The sequence below is a fragment of the Halopseudomonas salegens genome (genome assembly GCF_900105655.1).
Lineage (GTDB): Bacteria > Pseudomonadota > Gammaproteobacteria > Pseudomonadales > Pseudomonadaceae > Halopseudomonas > Halopseudomonas salegens.
On sequence record NZ_LT629787.1, the window covers coordinates 2,996,190 to 3,013,035 of the forward strand.

General features: G+C 55.9%; 12 protein-coding genes and 4 tRNA genes. All 16 read right to left on the reverse strand.

The window, feature by feature from the left end:
- Positions 1–3: 3 nt before the first annotated feature.
- The gene (fusA, locus tag BLU07_RS13850) at positions 4–2,106 is read right to left on the reverse strand and encodes an elongation factor G (protein ID WP_092387921.1); all 2,103 of its coding nucleotides are present in this window, start codon (positions 2,104–2,106) and stop codon (positions 4–6) included.
- Positions 2,107–2,124: 18 nt separating this feature from the next.
- Positions 2,125–2,598 (reverse strand): 30S ribosomal protein S7, encoded by a 474-nt coding sequence (gene rpsG, locus BLU07_RS13855; protein WP_092387923.1) that lies wholly within the window; start codon positions 2,596–2,598, stop codon positions 2,125–2,127.
- 97 nt (positions 2,599–2,695) lie between these two features.
- Positions 2,696–3,067: a 30S ribosomal protein S12 gene (gene rpsL, locus BLU07_RS13860; RefSeq protein ID WP_080048726.1), complete on the reverse strand. Its 372-nt coding sequence runs from the start codon at positions 3,065–3,067 to the stop codon at positions 2,696–2,698.
- A gap of 141 nt (positions 3,068–3,208) precedes the next feature.
- Positions 3,209–7,408: a DNA-directed RNA polymerase subunit beta' gene (gene rpoC / locus BLU07_RS13865; RefSeq protein WP_092387926.1), complete on the reverse strand. Its 4,200-nt coding sequence runs from the start codon at positions 7,406–7,408 to the stop codon at positions 3,209–3,211.
- 60 nt (positions 7,409–7,468) lie between these two features.
- Positions 7,469–11,539, reverse strand: a complete 4,071-nt coding sequence (rpoB, locus tag BLU07_RS13870; RefSeq protein WP_092387929.1) for a DNA-directed RNA polymerase subunit beta — start codon at positions 11,537–11,539, stop codon at positions 7,469–7,471.
- 206 nt (positions 11,540–11,745) lie between these two features.
- The gene (gene rplL, locus BLU07_RS13875; protein WP_092387932.1) at positions 11,746–12,117 is read right to left on the reverse strand and encodes a 50S ribosomal protein L7/L12; all 372 of its coding nucleotides are present in this window, start codon (positions 12,115–12,117) and stop codon (positions 11,746–11,748) included.
- A gap of 77 nt (positions 12,118–12,194) precedes the next feature.
- Entirely contained in the window at positions 12,195–12,695 is a 501-nt protein-coding gene (rplJ, locus tag BLU07_RS13880) for a 50S ribosomal protein L10 (RefSeq protein ID WP_092387935.1), read from the reverse strand.
- Positions 12,696–12,890: 195 nt separating this feature from the next.
- A complete protein-coding gene (gene rplA, locus BLU07_RS13885) occupies positions 12,891–13,586 on the reverse strand; it encodes a 50S ribosomal protein L1 (protein WP_092387938.1) in 696 nt (231 codons plus the stop codon).
- Positions 13,587–14,018 (reverse strand): 50S ribosomal protein L11, encoded by a 432-nt coding sequence (gene rplK / locus BLU07_RS13890; RefSeq protein WP_092387941.1) that lies wholly within the window; start codon positions 14,016–14,018, stop codon positions 13,587–13,589. It lies immediately after the preceding gene.
- Positions 14,019–14,138: 120 nt separating this feature from the next.
- Positions 14,139–14,672 carry a transcription termination/antitermination protein NusG gene (nusG, locus tag BLU07_RS13895; protein ID WP_092387944.1) on the reverse strand — a complete coding sequence of 178 codons (534 nt, stop codon included), beginning with the start codon at positions 14,670–14,672 and terminating at the stop codon, positions 14,139–14,141.
- A gap of 9 nt (positions 14,673–14,681) precedes the next feature.
- Entirely contained in the window at positions 14,682–15,050 is a 369-nt protein-coding gene (secE, locus tag BLU07_RS13900; RefSeq protein WP_092387947.1) for a preprotein translocase subunit SecE, read from the reverse strand.
- 38 nt (positions 15,051–15,088) lie between these two features.
- Positions 15,089–15,164, reverse strand: a tRNA-Trp gene (locus BLU07_RS13905).
- A 56-nt stretch (positions 15,165–15,220) separates the two neighbouring features.
- Positions 15,221–16,414 carry an elongation factor Tu gene (tuf, locus tag BLU07_RS13910; protein ID WP_092387918.1) on the reverse strand — a complete coding sequence of 398 codons (1,194 nt, stop codon included), beginning with the start codon at positions 16,412–16,414 and terminating at the stop codon, positions 15,221–15,223.
- A gap of 83 nt (positions 16,415–16,497) precedes the next feature.
- Positions 16,498–16,573: transfer RNA gene (locus BLU07_RS13915), tRNA-Thr, on the reverse strand.
- A gap of 25 nt (positions 16,574–16,598) precedes the next feature.
- Positions 16,599–16,672 (reverse strand) — tRNA-Gly (locus BLU07_RS13920).
- Between the two features lie 23 nt (positions 16,673–16,695).
- Positions 16,696–16,779 (reverse strand) — tRNA-Tyr (locus BLU07_RS13925).
- Positions 16,780–16,846: the final 67 nt, after the last annotated feature.

Consider the following 16,846-nt stretch of genomic DNA (forward strand, 5'->3'; position numbering starts at 1 on the left):
AAGTTAGCCTTGCTTCTTGATGATTGCTTCGGCGATGTTCATAGGGGCCTCGGCATATTTGGAGAACTCCATGGAGTAGCTCGCGCGTCCCTGGGACATGGAGCGGACATCCGTGGCGTAGCCAAACATTTCACCAAGCGGAACCTCTGCGCGGATCACCTTACCGGAAACGGAATCTTCCATACCTTGTACCAGACCGCGACGACGGTTCAGGTCGCCCATGACGTCACCCATGTAATCTTCCGGAGTAACGACTTCGACCTTCATGACTGGCTCGAGCAGAACAGCACCGCCTTTCTGGGCCAACTGCTTGGTGGCCATGGAAGCAGCGATTTTAAACGCCATTTCGTTCGAGTCAACATCATGATAGGAACCGTCATAAACGGTTGCCTTCAGACCAAGCAGCGGATAGCCGGCAACAACACCGTTCTGCATCTGCTCCTCGATACCTTTCTGCACCGCCGGGATGTATTCACGCGGAACCACACCACCAACGATTTCATTCACAAACTCAAGCCCTTCAGCCTCGTCACCGGACGGCTCGAAGCGAATCCAGACATGACCATACTGGCCACGACCACCCGACTGACGCACGAACTTGCCTTCAATCTCACAGGTATTGCGGATCATCTCGCGATAAGCCACCTGCGGCTTGCCGATATTGGCTTCAACGTTGAATTCACGCTTCATGCGATCAACCAGGATGTCCAGATGCAGCTCGCCCATACCGGAAATAATGGTCTGGCCGGACTCTTCATCAGTACGCACGCGGAAAGAGGGATCTTCCTGGGCCAGTTTGCCCAGAGCGATACCCATTTTTTCCTGGTCGGCCTTGGTTTTCGGCTCGACCGCGACCGAGATAACCGGATCCGGAAACTCCATTCGCTCAAGGATGATCGGCTTGTTCAGATCACACAGAGTGTCACCCGTGGTCACATCCTTCATGCCGATGAGCGCGGCGATGTCACCCGCACGCACTTCCTTGATCTCTTCACGGGCGTTGGCATGCATCTGCACCATACGACCCACGCGCTCTTTCTTGCCCTTGACCGAGTTAAGCACCGAGTCACCGGAATTCAACACGCCGGAGTAAACCCGGGCGAAGGTCAGAGTACCGACGAAGGGGTCGGTAGCAATCTTGAACGCCAGCGCCGAGAAAGGCTGCTCGTCATCAGCAGAGCGGGTATCCGTCTTCTGGTCATCATCAGGATGGACACCACGAATGGCTTCAACCTGATCCGGTGCCGGCAGGAATTCGATGACCGCATCAAGTACCAGGGGAACACCCTTGTTCTTGAACGAAGTACCGCACACAGCCGGGACAATTTCGCAAGCCAGAGTACGCTGACGAAGACCAGCCTTGATCTCGTCCAGGGTCAATTCACCCCCTTCGAGATACTTGTTCATCAGCTCTTCGTTGGCTTCAGCGGCCGCCTCAACCATCTTCTCGCGGTACTCATTGGCCTGATCGACCAACTCAGCCGGAATCTCTTCCTCACGGAAGGTGGTGCCATTGTCTTCGTCGTTCCAGTAGATTGCCTTCATGCGCAGCAAGTCGACCTGACCTTCGAAGTTTTCTTCAGCACCGATAGCCAGCTGGACTGGAACCGGGGTATGACCCAGGCGCTTCCTGATCTGCTCGACAACACGCAGAAAGTCAGCACCCTGGCGATCCATCTTGTTGACGTAAACAATACGTGGCACGCCGTATTTGTTGGCTTGACGCCATACAGTTTCAGACTGAGGCTCAACACCTGAAGTACCACAGAAGACAACGACCGCACCATCAAGCACACGCAGTGAGCGCTCTACTTCGATGGTGAAGTCAACGTGACCAGGGGTATCGATAATGTTGACGCGGTGCTTACGGTATTGTTTCTCGGAACCTTCCCAAAAACAGGTAGTAGCAGCCGAGGTAATGGTAATACCACGCTCCTGCTCCTGCGCCATCCAGTCCATGGTCGCGGCACCATCATGCACCTCGCCCAGCTTGTGGTTGACACCTGTATATAACAGGATCCGTTCCGTGGTCGTGGTTTTACCCGCATCGACGTGCGCGCAAATACCAATGTTACGGTACAGATTGATCGGGGTTATACGAGCCACGATAGTCACCTGAGTCGTTTAGAAGCGGTAGTGAGAGAATGCCTTGTTGGCTTCAGCCATACGGTGCACATCTTCACGCTTCTTGACTGCCGCACCCTTGCCTTCAGCCGCATCAAGCAGCTCGCCGGCCAGGCGCAGAGCCATGGATTTTTCGCCACGCTTGCGGGCAGCATCAACCAGCCAGCGCATCGCCAAGGCGTTGCGACGGGAGGGACGCACTTCAACCGGAACCTGATAGGTGGCACCACCTACGCGGCGGGATTTAACTTCAACCAGGGGGGCAATGGCATCCAGGGCTTTTTCAAACACTTCGACCGGATCCTCGGTCTTGGTGCGCTCCTGTACTTTGTCCAACGCACCGTAAACGATACGCTCGGCAACTGCTTTCTTGCCGCTTTCCATTACATGGTTCATGAATTTGGCGAGGATCTGACTGCCGAACTTGGGTTCTGGCAGGATCTCACGCTTTGCCGCTACACGACGTCTTGGCATTGATAAGCCCTCAAACGGTCTTCAGGTTAGCCCAGAACTGTAACTGTTATGTTACGTCTGACCTTACTCTTATCGACTCAGGTTAAATGAATTCAAATTACTTGGGGCGCTTGGCGCCATACTTCGAACGACCCTGCTTACGATCCTTGACACCCGAGGTGTCCAGCGAACCGCGAACAGTGTGATAGCGCACACCGGGAAGGTCTTTTACACGACCGCCACGGATCAGCACAACACTGTGCTCCTGCAGGTTGTGACCTTCACCACCGATGTAGGAAGACACTTCGTAACCGTTGGTCAAACGGACACGGCAAACTTTACGCAGAGCCGAGTTCGGCTTCTTCGGCGTGGTGGTATACACACGAGTGCATACGCCACGACGCTGCGGGCAGTTCTGCAGTGCCGGCACGTCGCTCTTTTCAGCTACGCGCTTGCGCGGCTTGCGAACAAGCTGGTTGATTGTTGCCATCTAGCAAAACTCCAATTGATGTCTCGAAGACATAATAAAAAATGGCAGGACACCTTGCCCCGCCAATTTTAGGGGTACGGAATTCTATAGACCCCGTCCCCGCTCGTCAAGTTGCCGGGCGCCAAGGCGCCCGACAGACTCTCAGCTGTTGCTCGAGTTGAGCGCGTCGGACAGTGCCTGCTCGACATCACTGGCGCTGACCTTGGCGGGTACGTCAGCAAGGCGCTGCCGCTTGCGTTCCGCATGGTAAGCCAGACCCGTACCAGCCGGGATCAAGCGCCCGACAACGACGTTCTCTTTCAGGCCACGCAAGTGGTCGCTCTTGCCTGTCACTGCCGCTTCGGTCAATACCCGTGTGGTTTCCTGGAAGGAAGCCGCAGAAATGAACGACTCGGTCGACAGGGATGCCTTGGTGATACCCAGCAGCACACGCTCGTACTTGGCCGGGAACTTGTCCTGTGCTGACAGGCGCTCGTTCTCTTCCAGGACCTGGGTCAGCTCTACCTGGTCACCCTTGATAAAGCTGGAATCACCGGACTCGCTGATCTCGACCTTGCGCAGCATCTGGCGAATAGTCACTTCGATGTGCTTGTCGTTGATCTTGACGCCCTGCAGACGGTACACGTCCTGAATCTCGTTGACGATGTACTTGGCCAGTGCACTGACACCCAGCAGGCGCAGGATATCGTGCGGGTTGCTCGGACCATCCGAGATAACCTCACCCTTGGTCACCTGCTCGCCTTCAAAGACGTTGAGATGACGCCATTTCGGAATCAACTCTTCGTAGGGGTCACCACCATCAATCGGGGTAATCACCAGACGACGCTTGCCTTTGGTTTCCTTGCCGAAGGAAATTGCACCGCTGATTTCAGCCAGAATCGAGGCCTCTTTCGGACGGCGCGCTTCAAACAGGTCAGCCACGCGTGGCAGACCACCGGTGATATCGCGGGTTTTCGAGGTTTCCTGCGGAATCCTTGCTACCACGTCACCGATATTTACCTTGGCACCATCCGTCAGGTTGACCAGGGCGTTGGCCGGCAGGAAGTACTGAGCAGGCACGTCGGTGCCAGGCATCATCAATTCCTTGCCATTCTCGTCGACCAGCTTGACCGCGGGACGGATATCTTTACCCGCTGCCGGACGATCCTTGGGATCGATCACTTCGATATTGGTCAGACCGGTCAGCTCATCCGCAGTACGTTTGATGGTAATGCCATCATCCATACCAAAGAAGGCCACGGTACCCGCAATTTCGGTAACAATCGGGTGCGTGTGCGGATCCCACTTGGCAACCACGCTGCCGGCATCCACAACATCACCTTCCTTGACCGAAATGACCGCACCATAGGGCAGCTTGTAGCGCTCCCGCTCACGACCAAATTCATCGGCAATCGCCAGCTCACCAGAGCGCGATACGGCAACCAGCGCGCCATCGGTACGCTCGACGTGCTTCAGGTTGTGCAGGCGGATGGTACCGCCGTTCTTCACCTGAACACTGTCCGCTGCCGAGGTCCGGCTGGCCGCACCACCAATGTGGAAGGTACGCATGGTCAGCTGGGTACCCGGCTCACCGATCGACTGGGCCGCAATAACACCGACGGCCTCACCGATATTGATCTGGTGACCACGGGCCAGGTCACGACCATAACAGGTCGAGCAGACACCGTAGCGGGTATCACAGGTAATCGGCGAACGCACGATGACCTCATCAACACTGTTGCGCTCGAGGAACTCAACCCACTGTTCGTCGATCAGGGTACCGGCCGGAACAATGACTTCGTCATTACCGGGCTTGACCACATCACGTGCAACCACGCGACCAAGCACACGCTCACCCAGCGGCTCTACAATATCGCCACCTTCAATGTGCGGCGACATCAGCAGACCATTTTCGGTACCGCAATCAGGCTCGGTAATTACCAGATCCTGGGCCACGTCGACCAGGCGACGGGTCAGATAACCGGAGTTGGCGGTTTTCAGTGCGGTATCTGCCAGACCCTTACGGGCACCGTGAGTGGAGATGAAGTACTGGAGTACGTTCAGACCTTCACGGAAGTTGGCGGTAATCGGCGTCTCGATGATCGAGCCGTCCGGCTTGGCCATCAGGCCCCGCATACCCGCCAGCTGGCGAATCTGTGCGGCAGAACCCCGGGCACCGGAATCAGCCATCATGTACATGGAGTTGAATGATTCCTGCTCGACATCATTACCATCACGATCCTTGATCGTGGTGGACTTGAGGTTGTCCATCATGGCCTTGGAGATTTCGTCGTTGGCCTTGGACCAGAGGTCGATCACCTTGTTGTACTTCTCACCCTGGGTTACCAGACCCGAGGCGTACTGGTCTTCGATTTCTTTCACTTCATCAGTGGCGGCATCAATGATGCGGGCTTTCTCGTCGGGAATGACAAAGTCATTCACACCGATCGAGGCACCGGAAATCGTGGAATAGGCAAAGCCGGTATACATCAGCTGGTCAGCGAAAATAACGGTTTCCTTCAGACCCACCACGCGGTAGCACTGGTTGATCAGCTTGGAAATCGCCTTTTTCTTCAACGGCTGGTCAACCAGCTCGAAGGGCAAGCCATCAGGCAGAATCTGGAACAGCAGGGCACGACCGACCGTGGTATCGACGATACGGGTCTCGGTGCTCCAGCTTTCATCCTTGTGCTTGACGGTTTCAGTGATGCGCACCTTGACCAGGGCGTGCAAGGAAGCCTGGCCACTACGGTAGGCCATTTCGACTTCATTGACACCACTGAAGCGCATGCCTTCGCCCTTGGCGTTGATGTTGGTACGGGTCATGTAATACAGGCCCAGTACCACGTCCTGCGAGGGCACGATGATCGGTTCACCGGAGGCTGGCGAGAGGATGTTGTTGGTCGACATCATCAGCGCACGCGCTTCCAGCTGGGCTTCCAGCGTCAGCGGAACGTGCACGGCCATCTGGTCACCGTCAAAGTCGGCGTTGTAGGCAGCACAGACCAGCGGGTGCAGCTGGATGGCCTTGCCTTCAATCAGCACTGGCTCAAACGCCTGGATACCCAGACGGTGAAGGGTCGGTGCACGGTTGAGCAGTACCGGATGTTCGCGGATCACCTCAGCGAGAATGTCCCAGACTTCCGGCAGCTCGCGCTCGACCATCTTCTTCGCGGCCTTGATGGTCGTTGCCAGACCACGGTGCTCGAGCTTGCCGAAGATAAACGGCTTGAACAGCTCGAGGGCCATTTTCTTCGGCAGACCACACTGGTGCAAACGCAGGGTCGGGCCTACCACGATCACCGAACGACCGGAGTAGTCGACACGCTTACCGAGCAGGTTCTGACGGAAACGGCCCTGCTTGCCCTTGATCATGTCGGCCAGGGATTTCAGCGGACGCTTGTTGGTGCCGGTAATGGCACGACCACGACGACCGTTATCCAGCAGCGCGTCGACCGACTCTTGCAGCATGCGCTTTTCGTTGCGCACGATGATATCCGGCGCAGACAAATCCAGCAGACGCTTGAGGCGGTTGTTGCGGTTGATCACGCGGCGGTACAGATCGTTCAGGTCCGAGGTCGCGAAGCGGCCACCATCCAGAGGTACCAGCGGACGCAGGTCCGGCGGCAGTACTGGCAATACCGTCAGCACCATCCACTCCGGCTTGTTTCCGGAACCGTGGAAGGCTTCCATCAGTTTAAGGCGCTTGGAGAGCTTCTTGATCTTGGTTTCCGAGTTGGTTTGCGGAATCTCTTCGCGCAGGTGGCCAATCTCGTGCTCAAGGTCCATCGCAGTCAGCAATTCATAGACTGCTTCGGCGCCCATGCGGGCGTCGAATTCGTCACCGAATTCTTCCAGCGCTTCAAAGTACTGCTCGTCATTCAGCAGCTGACCTTTTTCCAGCGTGGTCATGCCCGGCTCGATAACGACAAAGCTTTCGAAATAGAGCACGCGCTCGATATCACGCAGGGTCATATCAAGCAGCAGGCCGATACGGGATGGCAGCGATTTCAGGAACCAGATGTGGGCTACCGGTGACGCCAGCTCGATATGACCCATGCGCTCGCGACGCACCTTGGCCAAGGCGACTTCAACGCCACACTTCTCACAGATCACGCCGCGGTGCTTGAGGCGCTTGTACTTGCCGCACAGGCACTCATAGTCTTTTACCGGGCCAAAAATCTTGGCGCAGAAGAGACCATCACGCTCCGGCTTGAAGGTACGGTAGTTGATGGTTTCCGGCTTTTTCACTTCGCCGTAGGACCAGGACCGGATCATGTCCGGCGATGCCAAGCCGATTCGAATGGAATCGAACTCTTCAATCTGTCCCTGGGACTTGAGCAGGTTCAATAAGTCTTTCAAGGCCTATACTCCTCGCAATGTCTCAAGGGCGGCACGTGCCGCCCGAGACGTGGGCAATGCTTACTCTGATTCCAGTTCGATGTCGATCCCGAGCGAGCGGATCTCCTTGACCAGCACGTTGAAGGACTCGGGCATGCCGGCCTCCATGCGATGGTCACCATCGACGATGTTCTTGTACATCTTGGTACGGCCGTTGACGTCGTCCGATTTCACCGTCAGCATTTCCTGCAGGGTGTAGGCGGCACCATAGGCTTCCAGCGCCCAGACCTCCATCTCCCCGAAACGCTGACCACCGAACTGCGCCTTGCCGCCCAGCGGTTGCTGGGTAACCAGGCTGTAGGAACCGGTAGAGCGAGCATGCATCTTGTCGTCAACCAGGTGGTTCAGTTTCAGCATGTACATGTAACCGACGGTAACCGGACGATCAAAGGTATTACCGGTACGGCCGTCGATCAGCATCATCTGACCGGAATCAGGCAGGTCTGCCAGGCGCAGCATATGCTTGACTTCACTTTCCTTGGCACCATCAAATACTGCCGTCGCCATGGGTACGCCACCGCGCAGGTTGTTCGCCAACTCGATGATTTCAGCATCGCTGAGCGCATTCAGGTCTTCCTGACGGCCACCCACCTTGTTATATACCTCATCGAGGAAACCACGCAGATCTGCAACCTTGCGCTGCTCTTCCAGCATGCGGTTGATCTTTTCGCCCAAGCCCTTGGCGGCGAGACCAAGATGCGTTTCCAGAATCTGACCAACGTTCATCCGCGAGGGTACGCCCAGCGGGTTAAGCACGATATCCACTGGATTACCGTTGCTGTCATGGGGCATATCTTCTATGGGCATGATGACCGAGATAACACCCTTGTTACCATGACGGCCGGCCATCTTGTCACCCGGCTGGATGCGACGCTTGATCGCCAGATAGACCTTGACGATTTTCAGCACGCCCGGCGCAAGGTCATCGCCCTGCTGCAGCTTGCGCTTCTTGTCTTCAAACTTCTCATCGAGCAACTGACGACGATCAGACAGATAGGCCTGGGCCTTTTCCAGCTGTTCGTTCAGGCTGTCTTCGCTCATGCGCAGCTTGAACCATTGGCCATGCTCGATACCATCAAGCACTGCATCAGTCAGCTTGGCGCCTTTCTTCACACCGGCACCACCTTCTGCAGTCTGGCCAACCAATGCTTCACGCAAGCGCTCGAAAGTGGCGGTTTCAACGATGCGGAACTCTTCCTGCAAGTTCTTGCGAATCTCGTCAAGCTGCTCTTTCTCGATCGCCAGCGCACGGGCATCACGCTCAACGCCGTCACGGGTGAAGACCTGCACATCGATCACGGTACCCTTGGTGCCAGTCGGCACACGCAGGGAGGTGTCCTTGACGTCGGACGCCTTTTCACCAAAGATCGCACGCAGCAACTTCTCTTCCGGCGTCAGCTGGGTCTCACCCTTGGGCGTCACCTTGCCGACCAGGATATCGCCAGGTCCGACTTCGGCACCCACATACACAATCCCGGCTTCATCCAGTTTGCCCAGTGCAGATTCGCCCACGTTGGGAATATCCGAACTGATCTCTTCAGGCCCCAGCTTGGTATCACGCGATACGCAGGTGAGCTCCTGAATGTGGATGGTTGTAAAGCGATCTTCTTTTACCACGCGCTCGGAGACCAGAATCGAGTCTTCGAAGTTGTAACCATTCCAGGGCATGAAGGCCACACGCATGTTCTGGCCCAGAGCCAGCTCACCCATATCGACCGACGAACCGTCAGCGAGGATATCTCTCCGGCTGATTACGTCACCCTTGCGCACCAGTGGGCGCTGGTTGATGCACGTGTTCTGGTTGGAGCGTGTATATTTGGTCAGGGAATAAATATCCACCCCGGCCTCACCCGCTTCGATCTCGTCAGGGTTGACGCGCACGACGATACGCCGGGCATCAACCGAGTCGATCACACCACCACGCAGAGCGGTAACACAGACCCCGGAATCCTGGGCAACGTTGCGCTCCATACCGGTACCCACCAGCGGCTTCTCGGCACGCAGAGTCGGCACAGCCTGACGCTGCATGTTCGAACCCATCAAGGCACGGTTGGCATCGTCATGCTCGAGGAACGGAATCAGCGATGCCGCGACCGAAACGACCTGACGTGGCGACACGTCCATCAGGGTCACTTCATGTGGCGCCTTGACGGTAAATTCATTTTGGTGACGTACTGCCACCAGATCATCAACCAGCTTGCCTTTTTCTACTGTGGCACTGGCCTGGGCGATGATGTGTTCGGCTTCCTCGATCGCCGAAAGGAAAACGATCTCGTCGGTAATGACGCCTTCTTTCACCCGGCGGTATGGACTTTCCAGGAAGCCGTACTTGTTGGTGCGAGCATAGGTCGCCAGCGAGTTGATCAGACCGATATTCGGACCTTCCGGCGTCTCGATCGGACAAACGCGGCCGTAATGCGTGGGATGCACGTCACGCACTTCAAAGCCGGCACGCTCACGGGTCAGACCGCCTGGCCCAAGGGCCGAGACGCGACGCTTGTGGGTAATCTCGGACAGCGGGTTGTTCTGGTCCATGAACTGGGACAGCTGGCTGGAACCGAAGAACTCCTTGACCGCAGCAGCCACCGGCTTGGCGTTGATCAGATCCTGCGGCATCAGGCCTTCGCTTTCAGCCATTGACAGACGTTCCTTGACCGCACGCTCAACACGTACCAAGCCCACCCGGAACTGGTTCTCGGCCATTTCACCAACCGAACGGATGCGGCGGTTACCCAAGTGATCGATATCATCGACCACGCCTTTACCGTTACGGATGTTGACCAGGGTCTTGAGCACATCAATGATGTCTTCCTTGCTCAGGACGCCCTCGCCTTCGATCTCATCACGACCGATGCGGCGGTTGAACTTCATCCGCCCCACGGCTGACAGGTCATAGCGCTCACTGGTAAAGAACAGGTTGCCGAACAGGGTTTCGGCTGCATCCTTGGTCGGCGGCTCGCCGGGACGCATCATGCGATAGATTTCCACCAGCGCATCGAGCTGCGAGTTGGTGTTATCAATCCGCAAGGTGTCGGAAACGAAAGGACCGCAGTCAATTTCGTTGGTGTACAAGGTCTCCAGTCGAGTGACCTTGGCCTTGACCAGCTTGTTGATGACCTCGGTGGTGATTTCAGCATTGCATTCAGCAATGATTTCACCCGTAGCCGGGTCGACGACAGGCTTGGCGATGGTGCGACCCACCACATAGTCAAAGGGTACTTCCAGGCTGTTGATACCGGCTTTTTCCAACAACTTGATGTGGCGCGCGGTTATCCGCCGGCCCGTCTCTACAATGACCTTGCCCTTGTCATCCTTGATGTCAAGGGTAGCAATCTCACCACGCAGGCGTTCCGGGACCAGCTCCAGCTCGAGCGAATCTTCCTGAACGGCAAACACGTTGGTGTCATAGAAAATATCCAGAATCTCGTCGGTCTGGTAACCCAGAGCACGCAGCAGCACACTCGCCGGCAACTTGCGGCGACGGTCGATACGGACGTAAACACAGTCCTTGGGATCGAACTCGAAGTCCAGCCACGAGCCGCGGTAAGGAATCACGCGGGCGGAATACAGCAGCTTGCCGGAACTGTGCGTCTTGCCACGATCATGGTCGAAGAACACACCCGGGCTACGGTGCAACTGGGAAACGATGACCCGCTCGGTACCATTGATGATGAAGGTACCGTTTTCGGTCATCAGCGGGATTTCTCCCATGTAGACTTCTTGTTCCTTGATATCCTTGATCGCTTTGTTCGATGACTCACGATCAAAGATAATCAGGCGAACCTTGACGCGCAGCGGCACTGCATAGGTAACCCCACGCAGGATACATTCCTTTACGTCAAAGGCCGGCTCGCCTAGGCGGTAGCCAACATATTCAAGGGCCGCATTACCTGAATAGCTGATAATGGGGAAGACAGATTTGAAGGCGGCATGCAAACCGATGTCGCGAACCTGCTCCTTGGGCATATCCGTCTGCAGGAATTCCCGGTAGGAATCCAGCTGGATAGCCAGCAAATAGGGCACGTCCATAACATGCGGCAGTTTGCCAAAGTCCTTGCGGATACGTTTTTTCTCAGTATATGAGTAAGCCATCAGCGTTCCCCAGCTTGGTCACCTGCTTGATTGGTTTGCCTGATCAGGCAAACCTGAAAATGCGTACAGACCCTTCCGGCCTGCTCACCCCTCGGGGTGCTGTTGCACAGGCCAGGCCTGTGACAACGGAAAAAGGCCGGTGGCGCAACGGCCACCAGCCACCAATCTGAGCCTGGGCGCAGATTGTCAACGCAAGGTCACTCGAATTACTTGAGCTCAACCTTGGCGCCTGCTTCTTCCAGCGCTTTCTGGGCTGCTTCAGCATCTTCCTTGGAAACGCCTTCCTTGATAGTAGCCGGCGCACCATCAACCATCGCCTTGGCTTCTTTCAGGCCCAGACCAGTCAATTCGCGAACAGCTTTGATCACGTTGACTTTCTTGTCGCCAGTTTCGGCCAGGATAACGTTGAATTCGGTTTGCTCTTCAGCGGCAGCAGCACCACCGGCAGCGGGGCCAGCAGCGACAGCAGCAGCGGCAGAAACGCCGAACTTTTCTTCCATTGCTGAAATCAGTTCAACAACCTGCATAACAGACATTTCGGATACTGCGTTGATGATATCTTCGTTGGTCAGAGCCATGACTCTAAATTCCTGTATTGGGGACGGCGTACAGGCCGTCTACATTAAAAGCGTGTAGGGAAACGGAAAGGCTGCTATCAGGCGGCCTCGGCTTCCTTCTGGTCGCGGACTGCGGCCAAAGTACGAACGAACTTGCTGGTTGCGCCCTGAATAACGCTCATCAGCTGGCTGATAGCCTCATCGTAAGTCGGCAGCGTAGCCAGTCGATCGATGTCATTAGCTGCAATAAAGTTGCCTTCAAAGGCAGCCGCCTTGATCTCGAACTTGTCCTGACCCTTGGCAAACTCCTTGAACAGGCGAGCGGCAGCGCCCGGATGTTCATTGGAGAAAGCAATCAGGGTAGGACCGACAAAGGTTTCCTGAAGGCAGGTGTAATCCGTACCTTCAATGGCACGACGCAGCAGGGTGTTACGTACAACACGTACGTAAACGCCAGCTTCGCGTGCTTCTTTGCGCAGCCCGGTCATGGCAGCAACGCTTACGCCGCGGGCATCAACCACAACGGCAGACAGCGCACCTTTAGCAGCTTCGTTGACTTCAGCGACGATGGCCTTTTTGTCTTCGAGCTTAATTGCCACGGGTTTCACTCCTGGATTTACCATTGACCACCCTTGCGGATGGCATGTTTTGGTGTCTGATCCAGCCTGTACTGAATCGGGAGCACCATCTGCGTAGGCTGCTGGTTTAAGGCTTGCGCCGCCTACGGTCTTGGACAGCCCCCGCATAACAGGGACCCCAATCGGTTTGGCGCACCCAAGGGTGCGCCGGAATACTTAGATGTCCAGCGAAGCCTGATCAATTTTCACGCCCGGGCCCATGGTGGTGCTGAGGGCAACGCCCTGCAGATAGACACCCTTGGAAGTGGACGGCTTGGCCTTTTTCAGGTCGGCCAGCAGGGCTTCAACATTCTCTTTCAGCTTGTCAGCATCGAATCCGACCTTGCCAACCGAGCAATGAATGATGCCGTTCTTGTCGGTACGGTAGCGAACCTGACCAGCCTTGGCATTTTTCACTGCAGTGCCCACGTCAGCGGCAACGGTACCGACTTTCGGGTTCGGCATCAGACCACGCGGGCCCAGCAGCTGACCCAACTGACCGACAACGCGCATGGCGTCCGGAGAAGCGATAACCACGTCATAGTTGAGGTCACCGGCTTTCATTTCTGCAGCCAGATCATCCATACCGACCTTGTCGGCACCGGCAGCCAGTGCAGCTTCTGCATTGGCACCCTGGGTGAAAACAGCAACACGAACGGTCTTGCCTGTGCCGTGCGGCAACAGGGTAGCGCCACGCACAACCTGATCGGATTTACGCGGATCAACACCGAGGTTAACGGCGACATCAAAGGATTCGGTAAACTTGACGCTGGACACTTCAGCCAGCAGCGCGGCTGCTTCTTCGAAGCTATAAGCCTTGTTTGGCGCAACTTTTTCGTTGATCGCCTTTTGACGCTTGCTCAACTTAGCCATTTACACACCCTCCACGTTCAGACCCATGCTGCGCGCGGAGCCAGCGATGGTACGTACGGCAGCATCCATATCAGCAGCGGTCAGATCCGCTTGCTTGGTCTGGACGATCTCTTCCAGCTGGGCACGGGTTACAGTGCCGACTTTCTGGCTGTTGGGGCGGGCCGAACCACTCTTCAGGCCAGCAGCTTTGAGCAGCAGGACTGCAGCCGGCGGACTCTTGGTTTCAAAGGTAAAGCTGCGGTCAGCGTATACAGTAATAACCACAGGTGTCGGCAGACCCGGCTCCATGCCCTGGGTCTTGGCGTTGAACGCCTTGCAGAATTCCATGATGTTAACGCCATGTTGACCCAGAGCCGGACCTACCGGCGGACTCGGGTTGGCCTGGCCGGCCTTGACTTGCAGCTTGATATAAGCCTGAATCTTCTTCGCCATGTGTACTCTCCAATGGGTGCAAACGCCGCTGCGCGGCTCCCCGTTTTAACTATATTTCCCACTGACAACAAAACCCCGCACCGCCCGAAGGCACTGCAGGGTTCAGGGGATCGGTCGAACTCAGCCTTTTTCTACCTGACTGAATTCCAGCTCCACCGGTGTGGGGCGGCCAAAAATGAGAACAGCCACCTGAACACGGCTCTTCTCATAATTCACTTCTTCGACAACCCCATTGAAATCAGCAAAAGGACCATCGGTAACACGTACCACTTCACCCGGCTCGAACAGTGTTTTCGGCCGCGGCTTGTCAGTACCATCAGCAACGCGGCGCAGAATGATATCCGCTTCCTTGTCGCTGATCGGCGCTGGCTTGTCGGCGGTGCCGCCGATAAAACCCAGCACCCGCGAAGTATCCTTGACCAAATGCCAGGATGCTTCACTCATATCCATCTGAACCAGCACGTAGCCGGGAAAGAACTTTCGTTCGCTCTTGCGCTTCTGGCCATTACGCATTTCAACCACTTCTTCAGTGGGCACCAGAATTTCGCCGAACAGATCCTCCATGCCGGCAAGCTTTACACGCTCTTGAAGAGCGCGCATGACATGCTTTTCGTAACCCGAATAGGCATGTACGACGTACCAACGCTTAGCCACGGAGCACCTTTAACCAATAAAGAAAGAAATAATCCAACCCAGAAATGTATCCAGACCCCAGAGAATCAATGCCATGACCAACACAACGGCCAGCACGATCAAAGTTGTCTGTATAGTTTCCGGCCGGGTCGGCCACACTACTTTGCGGATCTCGATGCGCGCTTCTTTCAGCAATGCCCAGAATGACTTGCCTTTGGCGGTTTGCAGGGCAACAAAGCCCGCAAGAGCACCAAGGACAACCAGGACAATAGCGCGGTACAGGACGGGCTCGCTGGAATACATGTAATTACCAACAACGCCGACGACTACAAGAGCAGTGACCAATACCCACTTGATGGTATCCAAGCGACTATCGTGGTTTTCAACCTTCGTACTCATGAATCATCCAGTCCTGTTTTTGCTATGCCAGAAAAATCTGGCAGGCCAGGAGGGAATCGAACCCCCAACCTGCGGTTTTGGAGACCGCCGCTCTGCCAATTGAGCTACTGGCCTGTAATCGCGATCGAGCCGGGCATTCTACCGGCTCGATCAGTCAAGATCAAACGTTATTACTCGATGATCTTGGCAACCACGCCGGCACCAACGGTACGGCCGCCTTCGCGAATCGCGAAGCGCAGACCATCTTCCATGGCGATCGGAGCGATCAGGGTGACAACCAGCTTGACGTTGTCGCCCGGCATTACCATTTCAACACCTTCCGGCAGTTCGCAAGAACCAGTCACGTCAGTGGTACGGAAGTAGAACTGCGGACGGTAACCCTTGAAGAACGGGGTGTGACGACCACCTTCATCTTTGCCCAGTACGTAGACTTCAGCTTCGAACTTGGTGTGCGGAGTGATGGAACCCGGCTTGGCCAGTACCTGACCACGCTCAACGTCTTCACGCTTGGTACCACGCAGCAGTACACCAACGTTCTCACCGGCACGACCTTCGTCGAGCAGCTTGCGGAACATTTCAACACCGGTACAAACGGTCTTGGTGGTGTCCTTGATACCAACGATCTCGACTTCTTCCTGTACACGAACGATGCCGCGCTCAACACGACCAGTCACAACAGTACCGCGACCAGAGATGGAGAAAACGTCTTCGATCGGCATCAGGAACGGCTTGTCGATATCACGCTCGGGCTCTGGCAGGTAGCTGTCCAGAGTCTCGACCAGCTTGGTAACCGCAGTCACGCCAATGCCGTTGTCATCCTTGCCTTCCAACGCCATCAGCGCGGAACCAATGATGATCGGCGTGTCGTCACCCGGGAAGTCATAGGTGCTCAGCAGATCACGCACTTCCATTTCGACCAGCTCGAGCAGCTCTTCGTCATCGACCATGTCAGCCTTGTTCAGGAACACGACGATGTAAGGAACGCCTACCTGGCGAGACAGCAGGATGTGCTCGCGCGTCTGCGGCATCGGGCCGTCAGCAGCGGAACAAACTAGGATTGCGCCGTCCATCTGAGCGGCACCGGTGATCATGTTTTTCACATAGTCAGCGTGACCAGGGCAATCAACGTGCGCGTAGTGACGAGTCGGAGAATCGTACTCAACGTGCGAGGTGTTGATGGTGATACCACGAGCCTTCTCTTCCGGCGCGTTATCGATCTGATCGAAAGCGCGGGCAGAGCCGCCGTATACTTCAGCACAGACCTTGGTCAGAGCCGCAGTCAGGGTGGTCTTGCCATGGTCAACGTGACCAATGGTGCCCACGTTCAGGTGCGGTTTGCTGCGTTCGAACTTCTCTTTAGCCATCGAGAGATCCCCTTTCGTGAGTGTAATGCGCGAGTCACGCGACCATTAAATAAAAGGCAGATATTCACATATCTGCCTTGAACTGGAGCTCATGAGCGGATTTGAACCGCTGACCTCACCCTTACCAAGGGTGTGCTCTACCAACTGAGCTACATGAGCTTACACCGGGTGCAAGGACCAAGATTGGAGCGGGTAGCGGGAATCGAACCCGCACCATCAGCTTGGAAGGCTGAGGTTCTACCGTTGAACTATACCCGCCAGGCACTTGGCATTGCGAAAACTGGTGGAGGGGGAAGGATTCGAACCTTCGAAGCTTGCGCGTCAGATTTACAGTCTGATCCCTTTGGCCACTCGGGAACCCCTCCGCAAGAGGGCGCCATTTTCGTCACTTGGCATCCGGCTGTCAACACTTTTCTCTGCAAAAACCGCAAC

What these genes read in the sequence shown, in the direction of transcription:
- rpsG (WP_092387923.1), bottom strand. Translation starts at nt 2,598, where the DNA reads ATGCCAAGACGTCGTGTAGCGGCAAAGCGTGAGATCCTGCCAGAACCC.
- rpsL (WP_080048726.1), bottom strand. Translation starts at nt 3,067, where the DNA reads ATGGCAACAATCAACCAGCTTGTTCGCAAGCCGCGCAAGCGCGTAGCT.
- rpoB (WP_092387929.1), bottom strand. Translation starts at nt 11,539, where the DNA reads ATGGCTTACTCATATACTGAGAAAAAACGTATCCGCAAGGACTTTGGC.
- rplL (WP_092387932.1), bottom strand. Translation starts at nt 12,117, where the DNA reads ATGGCTCTGACCAACGAAGATATCATCAACGCAGTATCCGAAATGTCT.
- rplA (WP_092387938.1), bottom strand. Translation starts at nt 13,586, where the DNA reads ATGGCTAAGTTGAGCAAGCGTCAAAAGGCGATCAACGAAAAAGTTGCG.
- rplK (WP_092387941.1), bottom strand. Translation starts at nt 14,018, where the DNA reads ATGGCGAAGAAGATTCAGGCTTATATCAAGCTGCAAGTCAAGGCCGGC.
- secE (WP_092387947.1), bottom strand. Translation starts at nt 15,050, where the DNA reads ATGAGTACGAAGGTTGAAAACCACGATAGTCGCTTGGATACCATCAAG.
- tuf (WP_092387918.1), bottom strand. Translation starts at nt 16,414, where the DNA reads ATGGCTAAAGAGAAGTTCGAACGCAGCAAACCGCACCTGAACGTGGGC.